Source organism: Streptomyces sp. NPDC041713, assembly GCF_055591085.1.
Map to the genome: position 1 here is coordinate 567832 of NZ_JBVIZY010000005.1, position 14477 is coordinate 582308.

15 protein-coding genes and 1 tRNA gene are annotated in these 14477 nt (G+C 71.9%); 8 read left to right on the top strand and 8 right to left on the bottom strand.

The window, feature by feature from the left end:
• Positions 1–546: 546 nt before the first annotated feature.
• The gene (locus ACZ6CV_RS18965) at positions 547–1266 is read right to left on the bottom strand and encodes a pentapeptide repeat-containing protein (RefSeq protein ID WP_469251904.1); all 720 of its coding nucleotides are present in this window, start codon (positions 1264–1266) and stop codon (positions 547–549) included.
• A gap of 180 nt (positions 1267–1446) precedes the next feature.
• Between ACZ6CV_RS18965 and ACZ6CV_RS18970 the strand changes: the two genes are divergently transcribed.
• Positions 1447–2724 carry an NAD(P)-binding protein gene (locus tag ACZ6CV_RS18970; protein ID WP_469251905.1) on the top strand — a complete coding sequence of 426 codons (1278 nt, stop codon included), beginning with the start codon at positions 1447–1449 and terminating at the stop codon, positions 2722–2724.
• 431 nt (positions 2725–3155) lie between these two features.
• Here ACZ6CV_RS18970 and ACZ6CV_RS18975 read toward each other — a convergent pair whose 3' ends face one another.
• The 3 genes from ACZ6CV_RS18975 to ACZ6CV_RS18985 form a co-directional block, all read right to left on the bottom strand.
• Positions 3156–3677, bottom strand: coding sequence for a hypothetical protein (locus ACZ6CV_RS18975; protein ID WP_469252025.1), 522 nt, complete (start codon positions 3675–3677; stop codon positions 3156–3158).
• Between the two features lie 165 nt (positions 3678–3842).
• Positions 3843–4331 carry a GNAT family N-acetyltransferase gene (locus ACZ6CV_RS18980; protein ID WP_469251906.1) on the bottom strand — a complete coding sequence of 163 codons (489 nt, stop codon included), beginning with the start codon at positions 4329–4331 and terminating at the stop codon, positions 3843–3845.
• A 120-nt stretch (positions 4332–4451) separates the two neighbouring features.
• Positions 4452–5375 carry an aminoglycoside phosphotransferase family protein gene (locus tag ACZ6CV_RS18985; RefSeq protein ID WP_469251907.1) on the bottom strand — a complete coding sequence of 308 codons (924 nt, stop codon included), beginning with the start codon at positions 5373–5375 and terminating at the stop codon, positions 4452–4454.
• A gap of 199 nt (positions 5376–5574) precedes the next feature.
• Here ACZ6CV_RS18985 and ACZ6CV_RS18990 point away from each other — a divergent pair, with 199 nt between their 5' ends.
• Complete coding sequence (locus tag ACZ6CV_RS18990) at positions 5575–6222, top strand: rhomboid-like protein (RefSeq protein ID WP_469252026.1); 648 nt, start codon at positions 5575–5577, stop codon at positions 6220–6222.
• Here ACZ6CV_RS18990 and ACZ6CV_RS18995 read toward each other — a convergent pair.
• Positions 6200–7048 (bottom strand): DsbA family protein, encoded by an 849-nt coding sequence (locus tag ACZ6CV_RS18995; RefSeq protein WP_469251908.1) that lies wholly within the window; start codon positions 7046–7048, stop codon positions 6200–6202. The two genes, ACZ6CV_RS18990 and ACZ6CV_RS18995, sit on opposite strands and share 23 nt — an antisense overlap.
• 142 nt (positions 7049–7190) lie before the next feature.
• On the opposite strand from ACZ6CV_RS18995, the gene ACZ6CV_RS19000 reads away from it, so the two are divergent.
• The 3 genes from ACZ6CV_RS19000 to ACZ6CV_RS19010 all read left to right on the top strand — a co-directional run bounded on the left by ACZ6CV_RS19000 (position 7191) and on the right by ACZ6CV_RS19010 (position 9198).
• On the top strand, positions 7191–8633 hold the full coding sequence (locus ACZ6CV_RS19000) for an NAD(P)/FAD-dependent oxidoreductase (protein ID WP_469251909.1): 1443 nt from the start codon (positions 7191–7193) through the stop codon (positions 8631–8633).
• A gap of 62 nt (positions 8634–8695) precedes the next feature.
• A complete protein-coding gene (locus tag ACZ6CV_RS19005; RefSeq protein ID WP_469251910.1) occupies positions 8696–9010 on the top strand; it encodes a hypothetical protein in 315 nt (104 codons plus the stop codon).
• A complete protein-coding gene (locus ACZ6CV_RS19010) occupies positions 9007–9198 on the top strand; it encodes a hypothetical protein (RefSeq protein ID WP_469251911.1) in 192 nt (63 codons plus the stop codon). Before ACZ6CV_RS19005 ends, ACZ6CV_RS19010 begins: the two co-directional genes overlap by 4 nt.
• A gap of 34 nt (positions 9199–9232) precedes the next feature.
• Here ACZ6CV_RS19010 and ACZ6CV_RS19015 read toward each other — a convergent pair whose 3' ends face one another.
• Positions 9233–9478, bottom strand: a complete 246-nt coding sequence (locus tag ACZ6CV_RS19015; protein WP_469251912.1) for a hypothetical protein — start codon at positions 9476–9478, stop codon at positions 9233–9235.
• 95 nt (positions 9479–9573) lie between these two features.
• Positions 9574–9650 (bottom strand) — tRNA-Thr (locus ACZ6CV_RS19020).
• Positions 9651–9868: 218 nt separating this feature from the next.
• Between ACZ6CV_RS19020 and ACZ6CV_RS19025 the strand changes: the two genes are divergently transcribed.
• The 3 genes from ACZ6CV_RS19025 (at position 9869) to ACZ6CV_RS19035 (ending at position 12679) form a co-directional block, all read left to right on the top strand.
• On the top strand, positions 9869–11005 hold the full coding sequence (locus ACZ6CV_RS19025) for an ABC transporter ATP-binding protein (protein ID WP_469251913.1): 1137 nt from the start codon (positions 9869–9871) through the stop codon (positions 11003–11005).
• Between the two features lie 222 nt (positions 11006–11227).
• The gene (locus ACZ6CV_RS19030; RefSeq protein ID WP_362372224.1) at positions 11228–11683 is read left to right on the top strand and encodes a hypothetical protein; all 456 of its coding nucleotides are present in this window, start codon (positions 11228–11230) and stop codon (positions 11681–11683) included.
• Positions 11684–11956: 273 nt separating this feature from the next.
• Complete coding sequence (locus ACZ6CV_RS19035; protein WP_469251914.1) at positions 11957–12679, top strand: nucleotidyltransferase family protein; 723 nt, start codon at positions 11957–11959, stop codon at positions 12677–12679.
• Positions 12680–12778: 99 nt separating this feature from the next.
• Here ACZ6CV_RS19035 and ACZ6CV_RS19040 read toward each other — a convergent pair whose 3' ends face one another.
• Positions 12779–14437, bottom strand: coding sequence for a DoxX family membrane protein (locus tag ACZ6CV_RS19040; RefSeq protein WP_469251915.1), 1659 nt, complete (start codon positions 14435–14437; stop codon positions 12779–12781).
• Positions 14438–14477: the final 40 nt, after the last annotated feature.

Consider the following 14477-nt stretch of genomic DNA (forward strand, 5'->3'; position numbering starts at 1 on the left):
GGGCGGGTGGCCTACTCGCGACGTGCGACCGGCGTAGGGGTGGGTGGGCTTACCCACGACGTACGGCCGGCGCGGGGCGGGTAGGTGGGCTTACCTGCGATGTGTGGCCAGCCGGCGTAGGGACGAGCGGGTGGGTGTGCCCCGCGACCTGCGGCGGGAGTAGCGGTGGGCGGGCGGGTCCACCCCACAACGGGGCCCGGCTGACGCCAGGGCGCGGCGGGGCGTAACCCGCTGCGAGCGCGGGCGGCCGTCCACCGACCCGCGGCCTTGAACCGGTCGCAGGCACAGGGAGCCGCCCCACCGGGCCGCAGGCGCAAACGCTCGGGAGGGGACGTGGGGGTATGTGCGCACGGAGCACCGAGCGCGCTGTAGCAATGTTGTTCGTGAGGCGTGGCGAACAGTGGATGGCGAGTACGCACATACCCCCGCGGCCCCGCACCCACAAACGACCCCAGGCGCAGACGCACGCCCCCGCGCCCCGCACCCCACCACGGACCCAGAGCGCAGACGCCACGCCCCCGCCCAAGGCGCCCCCGCCAGGAAAAATCACGCCACCCGAACCCCCACCTGCCCCGCAAACACCGGCGCCAGCTCCATCAGCTGGACCGGACTGATCACCGCCCCCGCCATGCTCTCGATCCCCCGCGCGACCCCCAACTCCGCCGCGTCCCGGAAGTCCACATCCCGCATCCGCACCCGCGTGAAGTCGACCCCCCGCACCACACACCCCCGAAACTCCACCCGCTCCAACGTCGCCTCCCCGAAGTCCGGCTCCACCAGCACACACTCCTCGAAGACCACGTCCCGCAACCGCGCCTTCCGCAGGTTCAGGTAGTCGATCTTCCCGCCCCGCACCACCACCCGCTCCAGCACGCCCCCGTGCACCTGCACGCCCCCGAGCCGCGCGTCGACCACCTCCACGTCCCGCAGCGACGCCTCCACCAGATCCGTCCCCACCCCCCGCAACTCCGTCAGCACCGAGTCCACGAACCGCGCCCGCGTCAGCCGGGTCTCGTCCACCGTGCACCCCGTCACCGCGGAGTCCATGAACAACGCGCCACCCCCGTCCTGCCCCCCGAGGTCGAGGCCACGGAACTCGACCCCGTCGTAATCCCCGTCGGGCTCCAACTCCCGCCCCTCGAAGGGACTCAGCGCAGGCAACCGCACCTCGGCCCGCCGAGCAGCCTTGACGACGGCCCCACCCCCGTCCCCGTCCCCGGCCCCCGCACCCGCACCCGCACCCGCCTGAACTCTCTTCCGCACCATCCCCCCATCGTGCACGCCGCCACTGACAATCCCCGCCCCACCACCGCACCACCGCACCACCGCCACCCGCCCCAAGTCACCTCCCCCACCCCAAGCCACCTCCCCCCACCCGATGTCACACCCCGCCCACCCCCGACCGTCCAAGAGGTGAAGCCCAAGCACCCCGAGGGAGCCCATCCCATGCCAGACACCCCGGCCCACCCCCACACAGCCACCCACGCCCACGCCCAGCCCCACCCCCGCACCCACCCTCACCCCCACACCCCCACGCCCCGCCCCGACCCCACCCACCTCACCGTCATCGGCGGCGGCTTCGCCGGACTCACCGCCGCCATCACCGCCGCGGAGGCCGGCGCCCGCGTCACCCTCCGCGAGGCCCACCACACCCTCGGCGGCCGCGCCCGCACCTCCGAAGGCACGTACAAGACGAACGACGGACCGCACGCCCTCTACAACGGCGGCCCCCACTGGGCCTGGCTCAAGCAGCGCGACCTCATCGGCCCCCTCGCACCCCTCCCACCCCTCGAAGGCGCCCGCCTGCGCCTCCTCCACCACGGTGAGCTGCGCCGCGTCCCTCCCCTCGCCATGCTCAAGCTGCTGCGCCGCAAGGCCGAACACGCCCCGGTGGACCAGGACTTCACGACCTGGGCGACCGCACAGGTCGGCGAGGAGGGCGCACGCGCGGCCGCGCACTACGTCGCCGTGGCGACGTTCCACCACGACCCCGGCTCCCTCTCCGCCCGCTTCGTGCACGAACGCCTGCGCCGCGCCGCCAAACTGCCCCCGGAGGCGCACTACCCGCGCGGCGGCTGGGGCTCGGTCATCGACCGCATGGCCGCGCTCGCCTGGAACATGGGCGTCCGCACGGAGACCCTGGACCGCGTCGACGACCTGACAGGGCCCACCCGGACCGGCCCGGTCGTCGTCGCCACCTCACTGGAGTCGGCCCGCCGCCTCCTCGACGACGAGTCCCTGCGCTGGCCGAGCGGCCGCACCGCCCTCGTCGACGTGGCGTTCCGCTCCCGCAGGGGCGACGCCTTCGTCGTGTCCGACCTGGACCGTACGGGGTGGGTCGAACGTTTCACCGCACAGGACCGCACCCTCGCCCCCGACGGCGAACAGCTCGTCCAGGCACAGATCCCGCTCTCCCCCGACGAGACCAAGGCGGACGGCGTGGCCCGCGCCGAGCACCTGCTCGACCTGGGGTATCCGGGCTGGCGCGAGCGGCTGACATGGCGCCGCGCCGCGGTCGCGAACGGCCGCACCGGCGCGTTGGACCGCCCCGGGACCACCTGGCGGGACCGCCCCGCGATCGACCGTGGCGACGGCGTCTACCTCGCGGGCGACCAGGTCGCGGCGCCGGGCCTGCTCTCCGAGGTCTCGTTCAACAGCGCACTGGAGGCGGTGACACTCGCGCTGACCGAGTCCCGCCTGCACCTCAGGCCGACGTCGGGTTGAAGCGGGGCGGCCGCGGGCCCCGTACGCAACGCGCCACGCGCAACGCACCGCGCACCACACGCCACGCACCACGCACCACGCACCACGCACCAGAAAGACAGGACGCCCGCACCGAACCTCATCCCGAGGCGGTGCGGGCGCCCAACGAATCAGCGCACACGAATTCAACCCAGCACGGAATAATCCAGCACGGAAGAGAGTCGGCTGAACCGTTACCGCCAACCCCTAACGGGAATTCCCGCGCTCCCGCACATACCCCCGGCCGAAGTAGAGCATTCCCACCACTCCGATCCCCGCACCGACGGCACACAACACGGTCGCCCATTGAGCCATGTCCCGCGTCATCCACAGCAGGCTCACCACGGCCAAGGCCAGGGAGAGCAGAAAGCGCTCCCCATATCCGGCCCCGTATCCGGGGCCGCGGCGCGTCATCAGTCCCTGCTGGCCGTGCACTTGTACGTGACGCCCTTCATTTTGATGGTCCGCCACCCCGCCATCACCCCTACGGTCGTGTTCATCGGGGCGACATCGGTTCCACCACCGCCACCGCCGCTTTGCTTCCGGCAGTAATAGCCGAGGGCATCAAGCTTCTTGAGATCGCTCATGGCCTGGTACTTCTTGTACGACTTGATCATGGCCGCACGCTTCTGCGCAGGCGTCGCTTCCTTGGCCTTCGTATAGGCGTAGCACCCGACGCTGGCGCCGATGCCCACCCACGATGCCCCCTTGGCCAGCGCCTTGGCAAGGCCCGCCGCCCCGCTGCCGATTCCCAGGACCGCGCAGATCTCGTCCGCTCCCAGCGCCTGACGAGCCGCCGTCGACGAGGCCGACGAGGCCGACGAGGCGGCCACCGCATTTCCCTCGCCGTGCGCCGAAGAAGACGCGTACGCCGCGTTACCCGCTACCCCGGTCAAGGCGCAGGCAATCGCCACGGATATCCCTTTATTGCGCATTTTCACGAAGTCGTTCCCCCAACTTCCCGCAATTGCTTGGTCATTGCACGCGGGACGCTACCAGCGGGCCCTCCGCACACGCAATGATCTTCTTTGCGCAAAGGAATCTTTTGACGAGAACGAGGCCGCCCATTCCTCCCTCCCTCGCCCCCCACCCCCACACCGTTAGACCCGCGCGGCCAGCGACGCCACGTCCCCCAATGCCCCATCCGTCAGCCGATAGACGCTCCACTCGTCCTGCGGCAGCGCGCCGAGCGACTTGTAGAAGTTGATGGACGGCTCGTTCCAGTTCAGGACGGACCATTCGAGGCGCTCGTAGCCGCGGGCCACGCAGATCCGTGCGAGCTCGGCGAGCAGCGCCTTCCCGTGGCCGCCGCCGCGCGCCTCGGGGCGTACGTACAGGTCCTCCAGGTAGATCCCGTGCACCCCGCGCCAGGTGGAGAAGTTCAGGAACCACAGCGCGAAGCCGACCACCTCGCCGGACGCGTCGTCCTGCGCGACGTGCGCGAACGCGGCGGGGCGCTCCCCGAAGAGCGCCTCGCGCAGCTGCTCCTCGGAGGCCCGCACCTCGTCGAGCGCCTTCTCGTAGGCGGCGAGGTCGCGGACCAGGGTGTGGATGACGGGGACATCGGCAGGCGTGGCGGTACGAATCATGAGGTCAGCAAGCCACGCCCACCCCACCACGGTCAACGCCGTCCCACCGACCAGCGAGACCACCCCACCGACGCCGGCGTCACCTCACCCCGCCCCCCCAGCCCCAGCCCCAGAGGCCCCTCACCGCCCCAGCAGCCGCCGCGCGGTCTCCACGTGGTCGGCCACCAGCGGGCGCCCGTCCTCGATCTCCCAGAGGGAGTTCTGCAGGACGCGGCCGAGCGTCCACGCCCTGGCCCGCTCGCGGTCGAGGCCCAGGACCTCCGTCATCGCGTCGAACCGCCACAGCACGTCGTCCGCGTCGAACTTGTTGTCGAGGGCGGGCCACAGGTCGAAGCCCGGGTCCCCGGCGAGCGGCTTCGGGTCGATGGCGAGCCACGGCTCACGCTCGCTCGCGAGGACGTTCTCGAAGTGCAGGTCCCAGTGCAGCAGCCGGTCCCCCGGCTCATCCAGGACCTCGCGCACCGCGCCCCCGCACCGCTCGACGAGCGCGCGTTCGGCCGGGTCGGCGATCGCCCGCAGCGCCCCCGGCAGCCCGTCGAGCATCTCGGCCGCGATGTCGCCGAGCCGGCGCATGCCCTCGGGCGCGGGCCCCGCCGTCAGCCGGGCGAGGAGTTCCGCGATGACGAGTACGGCCTGACGGGTGTCGGTCATCGTCGACAACATCCGCCCGGCGTCGAGGCGTTCGAGCAGCATGGTGCCGGTGTCCGCGTCATGGTCGAGGAGCCGCACCGCCCCGTCACCGTCCCACACCCGCAGCGCGACCGGCTCGCCCTCGGTCTCCTCGTCCAGGACCTGGAACTTGACCACGGCGGGCGTGCCGTCGGCGCGCACCACGGGCAGCACGAGCGCGGCCATGCCGTGCATCGGCTCTCCGTCGGGGGTCAGCTCCCACCGCTCGACGAACTCCCGTACGCGCGCGGGCAGCGCGGCGACGAAGGCGCGGCCCGCCTCCCCCGCGTACATGTGCTGCGACGCGACCAACCCGTCCGGAACGCGAATGTCGATCACGGCCCGGACCCTACCGGCGTGCGTGAATCGCCGCATGAGGATTTTGGGGCGGGACGTGACCGGACCCGCGCGGACCGCCAAGCACGCCGCCGCCCGGATCGCCACCGCCAAGCGCGCCGCCACCCGGATCGCCACCGCCCGGTTCGCCACCATTCCTAGAGCGGCCAGCACCCCCGGAGCGGCCAGCACCCCCAGAGCGGTCGCCACCGCCCTCGTCTCCCGCGCCGCCGCCTACATCCGCACCGCCCCGGGCACGTACATCTGGCTGACCACCCTCTTCGTGACGACCGTCGCCCTGCACCACATGTCGCCGGAGTTCGAGGACGCCTTCCTGCGTCAGCACTCCACGAACATCCACGAGCTGTCGCGCAACCCCGTGCGGGTGCTGATCTCCAGCGCGTTCTGGATCGACGGCGGAAGCTGGCTGCCGTACGCCGTGCTCTACACCGTCTTCCACGCGAGCGCCGAGCACTGGCTCGGCACCCGCCGCTGGCTGGCGGTGGCCGCGCTCTCCCACGTCCTCGCCACCCTCATCAGCGAAGGCGTCCTCGCGCTCGCGATCCACCACGGCGCCGCCCCGCGCTCCTCGGTCAACACTCTGGACGTGGGCGTGAGTTACGCGCTCGCGGGCGTGGTCGCCGTACTCACGTACCGGATCCCGCGCCCGTGGCGGTACGCGTATCTCCTGATCGTCCTCGCGGTGTACGGCGCCCCGCTGATCACCGGCAGGACCTTCACCGACCTGGGCCACTTCACGTCGGTCCTGGTCGGCCTGGCCTGCTACCCGCTCACCCGGGGCGCCGCACCAGCCGCACCAGCCGCGACAGCCGCACCGGCCCCACCCGCCGCGCCGCCGCCCGTCAGGAAATCCCCGCCGCCTTGAGCTCCTTGGCGAACGCCGCCTGCTCGTAGAGCGCGTTGCCGCCGCCCCCGGCCTTCTTGCCGTCGATGAAGACGGTCGGCGTGCCCTGGACCCCGTCGGCGGTGAAGGCCTCCATCGCCTCGCCGACCCACTTCTTGTACGTCCCGTTGGTGACCGCCTTGTCGAAGGCGCCGCCGCGCAGGCCGTCGACCTTGTCGGCGATCTTCAGCAGGAACGCGGGGGTGTAGGCGTCCTCGGTCTCCTCCTCCGCCTGGTTGGCGAAGACCGCCGCGTGGAACTGCGGGAACCTGCCCGCCTCCACGGACGCCCGCAGCGCGTTCGCCGCGTTCACCGAGCCGCTGCCGCCGAGGTTGTCGTCGAGGAACGAGGCGATCGTGTACTCGACCTTGACCTTGCCGTCGACGACCGGCTTCACCAGCGCCTGCGCCCCGCCGTCTTCGAACTTCTTGCAGAACGGGCAGCGCGGGTCCTCGTACACCTTGACCGTGTGCCCGGCCTTCGGATCGCCGACCGTGATCACGCCGCCCTTCACCGACGCGGGCACGTCGGCGAGTTGGGAACTGGCCGCCGGGGGCTCCTCGGCGTTCGGGGCGTCGGCGTCGGCCCCGGGGGACCGCTCGCCGGACGGGCCGTCGGACGAACCGCCGGACGAGCCGTCGGAGGACGCGGCGGGCTTCTCGTCGGCGCCGGCGCTCTTGCCGCCGCCCTTGCCGCTGTCGTTCCCGTCGTCGGGGCCACAGGCGGACGCGGCCACCCCGATCAGCGCCGCCGCTGCCACCGCGGTGGCGACGCGCCCGGCCCTGCGCCCGGCCTTGTGTACGGCCATGAGTGGAATCCTCCAGAAGTTCGACCCGTACCGCTCAAAGTATCGGAATCTATCCCGCGTCCCACCCGCCGAAGGACCCGCCCCCAAGGACCAAGGCCCCACCCCCTGCACACGGCCCCCACCTGCGCAGTAACGTCCGCCCATGAGCAGCGCGAACAACACGAACAACACGTCCCATGGGACCGGGAGCGGGGCCGGCACCGTCAACGGCGGCATATCGTTCTGGTACGCCGACCAGGGCCTGCCCCCCGTCCGCGAGCCCCTGACCGCCGACGCGACGGCGGACGTCTGCGTCGTCGGCGGCGGATACACCGGCCTGTGGACCGCGTACTACCTGAAGAAGGCCGCGCCCTTCCTGCGCGTGACCGTCCTGGAGCAGAAGTTCTGCGGTTACGGCGCCTCCGGCCGCAACGGCGGCTGGCTCTACAACGGCATCGCGGGCCGCGACCGCTACGCCAAGCTGCACAGCCACGAGGCCGCGGTCCGCCTCCAGCGGGCGATGAACGACACCGTCGACGAGGTGATCCGGGCCGCCGCCGAGGAGTCCATCGACGCCGACGTCCACCACGGCGGCGTACTCGAAGTGGCGTACACCCCGGCCCAGTTGGCCCGTCTGAAGGCCTTCCACGCGACGGAACTCTCGTACGGGGAGAAGGACCGCACCCTGCACGGCGCCCGCGAGACGGCCGAGCGGATACGGGTGGCGGGCGCCGTCGGCTCGACCTGGACCCCGCACGGCGCCCGCCTGCACCCGGTCAAGCTCGTCCAGGGCCTGGCCGCGGCCGTCGAGGCGCTCGGCGTCACGATCCACGAGTCGACGCCCGTCACGGAGATCAAGCCGAAGCACGCCGTCACCCCGTACGGCACGGTCCGCGCCCCGTACGTGCTGCGCTGCACGGAGGGCTTCACCGCCTCCCTCAAGGGCCAGCGCCGCACCTGGCTCCCGATGAACTCCTCGATGATCGCGACGGAGCCGTTGTCGGACGCCCAGTGGGAGTCGATCGGATGGGCGGGCCGCGAGACGCTCGGCGACATGGCCCACGCCTACATGTACGCCCAGCGCACGGCCGACGGCCGCATCGCGCTCGGCGGCCGCGGCGTTCCGTACCGCTACGGCTCGAAGACGGACAACGACGGCCGCACCCAGCAGCCCACCGTCGAGGCCCTGCACGCCATCCTGACCCGCTTCTTCCCCCAACTCGCGGGCGTACGGGTGGCGCACGCCTGGTCCGGCGTCCTCGGCGTCCCGCGCGACTGGTGCGCCACGGTCACCCTGGACCGCGCCACGGGCCTCGGCTGGGCGGGCGGCTACGTCGGCTCGGGCGTCGCCACCGCCAACCTGGCCGCCCGCACCCTGCGCGACCTGGTCCAACAGGACTCGGGCCAGGCGGGCCCCACGGACCTCACCACGCTCCCGTGGGTGAACCACAAGGTCCGCAAGTGGGAACCGGAACCGTTCCGCTGGCTCGGCGTACACGGCATGTACGCCACGTACCACGCCGCAGACCGCCGCGAACAAACCACCCACACCACCGACTCCTCCCGCCTGGCCCAGTGGGCGAACCGGGTGGCGGGCCGGCACTGATCGCCGGGCACGGTGACCCAACAGGACTGCCGGGACCGGCCGTTCGCTCGTAAGATTCCCGAATGCCTGCCCGAATGCCCGCCCGAATACGAACGAGCCGTCGCACGTGGGTCGCCGCGTGGGCGGTCCTGTGTGCGGGCGGCATCGCCGCCAGCGCCGGACTCAACGCCTCCACCACACCGGACCCACACCCCGAGCAGTCCGTCAGCGCCGAGTGCGCCGAGCAGATCGCGGACATCGACGCGCAACTGGCCAAGGCCGAGCGGGAGGCCGACGGAGGCGAAGGAGACCCCCTACTGGCCATTTCACGCATCCGCACGGCCGGGGAGGAGAGCTGCGACGAAGAGCTCCGCGACCACCTCCAGGGCGACCGGTGAGCCGCCGCACCCGGCTCGCCCTGTCGGCGGGCCTCCTCTGCGCGGGCGCCGGGGTGGCCGTGGGCGTCGCGGTGGGGGCGGAGCCGGACCCCGAGCCGCAGCCAGCGCCGACCCGCGTCTACTCCTCCTGCCTGGTGGCCGACACCAAGCCGATCCCCCCGGGCGAGGACCCGTGCGACCTCCGGTGAGGCGGCGCCGGGCGCGGGCCCAGGCGACCAGAGGTCATCCGGCGCGACGACGCGTGCGCTGTCGGTGGCCCAGGGCCCACCACTGAATGACTCCGTTGACCACCGACAGCACCACGGTGAACACCAGGGCTTCCGTCCAGGAGTGGTCCAGCACGAAGTGCCAGAACAGGCCGAGTGCCCCGTAGAGCACCACCCAGACGGCGATCACCACACCCCAGAGCACCCCGCGCCGCTCCCGCCACGACACCGGCACAAGCTTGATCACAGACCATCTGTCCATGCCTGAACGCCTACCCGCGACCGCGCCATCCGTGCAGCGCCTTCGGATCCCGCGCGCCACGGGGGCGCCGAAACCCGGCGAGAGGGAGAAAAAAATGGAGCCCCCTGTCGGATTCGAACCGACGACCTACGCATTACAAGTGCGTTGCTCTGGCCATCTGAGCTAAGGAGGCACACACGGTCCTCGCGGATCGCGCCCCCGCAGTGTAACCAACCCCGCCGTACGCCCGTCGAAAGTTTCCTCGAAGGTCGAAGGTCGTCGGGCCGCGACTGCTGACAGACCGCGGGGCTCCGGTATACCGTCACGAGCAGTTCACTCAGGTGGACTACACCACTCCCTCTCTACAACGGATCGTCCGGCACGTTCCTGCCGGTGAAGGGGGCCCTCACCATGGCCACTGTTTCGTTCGACAAGGCGACCCGCATCTACCCGGGTGGCGACAAGCCCGCCGTCGACGGCCTCGACATCGAGATCGAGGACGGCGAGTTCCTCGTACTCGTCGGCCCGTCCGGCTGCGGCAAGTCCACCTCGCTCCGGATGCTCGCGGGGCTCGAGGACGTGAACGCCGGCGCCATCCGCATCGGTGACCGCGACGTCACGCACCTGCCGCCGAAGGACCGGGACATCGCCATGGTGTTCCAGAACTACGCGCTCTACCCGCACATGACCGTCGCCGACAACATGGGCTTCGCCCTGAAGATCGCCGGCGTCAACAAGACCGAGATCCGGCAGAAGGTCGAGGACGCCGCCAAGATCCTCGACCTGACGGAGTACCTGGGCCGCAAGCCCAAGGCGCTCTCCGGTGGTCAGCGTCAGCGTGTCGCCATGGGCCGTGCCATCGTGCGTGAGCCGCAGGTCTTCCTCATGGACGAGCCGCTCTCCAACCTCGACGCCAAGCTGCGCGTCTCGACGCGTACGCAGATCGCCAGCCTCCAGCGCCGCCTCGGCATCACCACCGTGTACGTCACCCACGACCAGGTCGAGGCCATGACCATGGGCGACCGCGTGGCCGTGCTCAAGGACGGGCTGCTGCAGCAGGTGGACAGCCCCCGCAACATGTACGACCGCCCGGCCAACCTCTTCGTCGCCGGCTTCATCGGCTCCCCGGCCATGAACCTCGTCGAGGTCCCGATCACCGACGGCGGCGTGAAGTTCGGCAACAGCGTCGTCCCCGTGAACCGCGAGGCGCTCTCCGCCGCCGCCGACCGCGGCGACCGCACCGTCACCGTCGGCGTCCGCCCCGAGCACTTCGACATCGTCGAGCAGGACGGCACCACCGCCAAGACGCTCTCCAAGGAGACCGCCGACGCCCCGGCCGGACTCGCCGTCTCCGTGAACGTCGTCGAGGAGCTCGGCGCCGACGGGTACGTCTACGGCTCCGCGGAGGTCGCCGGCGAGCACAAGGACCTCGTGGTCCGCGTGAACGGCCGCCGCGTCCCGGAGAAGGGCGCCCAGCTCCACGTCGTACCGCGTCCGGGTGAGACCCACGTGTTCTCCACCTCGACGGGCGAGCGCCTCAGCGACTGACCCCGAGCGAACCCCGGGCGAACCCCGCTCACCAGCGACGCGCAGGGCCCCGCACCTCGGTGCGGGGCCCTGCGCGTTCGGCCACGTTGTCGACAAATACCCCGGCACATCGGTCATTTCGCCGCGGCCCCGTCAACACCGCTCCAGAGAAACATGATTCCGTGTCGCTCGACCGAGTGACTAAATGTCGCCAAATCATCACCTAGCGCTACGCTCACTCGCGTGACGCACTCCGCCAACTACACCCAGAAGCCGCGCCGAGCCCACCGGGGCCCCGCCCGCCGCATCGGCCGCACGCTCGCCCTCGTCCTGCCCGTGATGCTGGTGCTTTCCGGGACCCTCGCGGTCACCAGCGTCAACTGGTCGGGGAACTCCTCGGACTCGATGCTCACCGCATCCGCCGACAACCTCTCCAAGCCCGCCAAGTCGCGCGCCCCGCAGGACATTGTGCGCGACCGGCTCCTCCTGGAACTCCAGGAGAAGAACCCGGGCGTCGCCCTCACCCACCTCCAGCAGGAGGTGAACCGCCATCCCTCGCTCGCCCGGCACTGCGCCGCGATCGCCCGCGCGCTCGGCCGTGCCGCCGTGCGGGTGTACGGCCCGAGCCGCGCCCAGTCGTACGCCAGGCCCGTCTGCGACACGTCGTACGCCACGGGCGTGGCCCGGTACGCCTCTTGAGACACCCGGCGCCCGCGGACGCGGGTGAGAACGCGGGTGAGAACGCAGGGGAGAACAAGGGCGGGAGCGAGGGCGAGGGCCCGGGCAGAGCCACCGGCACAGACCCGGGCCCGAGTCCCCGCAGAGGCCCGCGCACGCCCCCGTACGCGGACCCGCGTAACCCGCGCACGCACCCGTACCCAAGCCCGCGCACGCACCCCCGCACGCACCCCCGCACGACTCCGCGCCGGGGCCCGGGACACAGCCGCACTGCGTCCGCTTATGGTGCAGTGCATGACTACTGACCCGCCGCCCCGGCAAGCCGTGATCCTCGCCGGAGGCCAAGGCTCCCGCCTCCGTCCGTACACCGACGACCGACCCAAGCCGATGGTCGAGATCCCCGGCACGGGGACCCCGATCATCGGCCATCAGCTTGCCTGGCTCGCCGAGGAAGGCGTCACGGACGCCGTCGTCTCCTGCGGCCATCTCGCCGAGGTCCTCCAGGAGTGGCTGGACTCCGCCGACCTGCCGCTGAACGTCACGACGGTCGTCGAGAAGGAGCCCCTCGGCCGCGGCGGCGGCCTCAAGTACGCCGCCCGCCACCTGCCGCACGCGGACCAGCCCTGGTACGCGACGAACGGCGACATCTGGACCCGCTTCTCGCTGCGCGACATGGCGGCCTTCCACGCCGAGCGCGACGCCACCGCGACCCTCGCCCTGGCCCGCCCCCGCATCCCGTGGGGCGCCGTCGAGACGGACGCGTTCGGCCACATCACGGACTTCATCGAGGCCCCGCCGTCCCCGTACCTCATCAACGCGGGCGTGTACGTCTTCTCGGCCGCGTTCACCGAACTCCTGCCGGACCTCGGCGACCACGAGCGGACCACGTTCCCGCGGCTCGCCCGCGCCAAGCGGCTGGCCGGCTTCCCGCTGCCGCAGGGCGCCTACTGGCGCGCGATCGACACCGCCAAGGACCTCACCGAAGCCGCCAAGGAGCTCTCCGCACAGGCCCGTTGAGGACCTCTCCACTCGTACGACCTTTCCTCCGGATACGCCGACGGGGCCCCGCACACCTGCTGTGCGGGGCCCCGTGTGTTCAGCGGGAGTGGGAGCAGGTCAGCGGCCGAGCACGCCACCCAGCAGCCCGCCGGGCTCGTCGCCCCCGCCGGTGCCGCCCGACGTCCCCGCGCCGCCACCCGTACCGCCCGCGGCGCCGGAGCCGCCGGAGCCGCCGGTCGTCGACGGGCCCGCGGTCGTGGCCGACGGCTGCTGCGGCGCCGACTGCTGCGGTGGGGCCTGGCCGGACGTGCCGCTGCCCCGGGTCTGGCTGGGCTGCGTGGAGCCGACCGTGCCCGTGTCGCGGGAGCGGGCCGCGCCCGGCGTCGTCGCGCCGCCCTGCGTGGGGCTCGCCGAACTGCCCTGTGTGGGGGCGCCCGTCGAGGCCGTGGGGCTCTGCGACTGGCGGTGCAGCCGCTTCTTCGCGGGGTCGCCGGGGAGCGGGGAGCCGGGCAGTTCGTTGCGCGGGGCCTCGCCGGGGCCTGGCGCGGTGACGCGGTCCGCGTCCCGCACCGCGCCGCCCAGCATCGAGCCGATGAGCAGCGTGAGGCCGACCACGACCGCCCCGACCAGGGCGCCGCGGCGCAGCACGCGCCGCCGCAGGTCCCAGATGTCGACGCGCGGCCCGAGCGTGCGCCAGGCCTCGCCCGCGAGACGGCCGTCCACGGAGTAGACGGGGGCGCCCGCGATGATCAGCGGCGACCAGGCGGCGAGGTAGATGATGTCCGGCGCGTCGTAGGCGGGGACGGTCTTCCAGCTCACCGTGACGATGAGCGCCGCCGACAGCAGCACGCCGATCGAGGCGGCGACGCGCTGCCAGAGCCCGAGGACGGTCAGGACGCCGACGACGACCTGGAGGAAGGCGATGGAGAGGCCGGCGCCCACCGGGTGCTGGAGGGCGAAGTCGCGCAGTGGCTCGGCGAGCGCCCAGGGGTGCAGCGAGGTGAGCCACTTGACCATGGAGCCGCGCCGGCCGCCGTCGAAGTAGACGGGGTCGCAGAGCTTGCCCATGCCGGCGTAGATGGAGATGAAGCCGAGGAAGACGCGCAGCGGGAGCAGGACGACGCCGAGGTTCATGCGGCGGCCGGGGTAGTAGGCGTGCCGGACGGGGTCCGAGCCGTGCCGGCGGACCCGTTCCGCGCCGCCGTCCGCGGCGTCGTATCCGTACCCGTACGCGTCGGCGTCCTCGCCCTCCTGGGCGATCCGTTCGTCGTAGTCGCTGCCCGACGGCCGCATCTGGGGCAGCAGCCGGGTCCCTGGTTCGGGGGTGCGCGGTCCGATGACGGCGGGCGTCTCGGCGGTCTCGGGGCCGTCGTCGAGGTCGATGCGCGGGATGACCTGCGTGGCTCCGGCCTCTTGGTAGGGCCCTGCCTCCTCGGCCGAACGGCGCACGCTGTTGCCTCGGACGGCCTGCAGCAGTCTGATCGCGCCGGTGTCGTCCGGATCGGACTTCCCGCTCCAGACGACGGGCGCGCGACGCCTGGCGGCCGCCCCGACGGCGGGGATCCGCACCGTCTCGTCGGGGGTGCCCAAGTGCCGTGAGATACGCGGGGATTGAGTGCGCCCAGCGGCGGGAAGCTGCACGCGGAAACTCGCGTGATTGACGATGACCTGCGCCGGGTCGCTCGGCACCTTCACCATGCTCAGCGCGGGAGCATCGTCGAAACCTGACGAGCTTCCCCCCGTGGGAGTGCGGGGTGTTCTGGTGTCCACACTCATCTAACCGAGTGATGTGTGTTTAGGACACTGCCTTGACCAT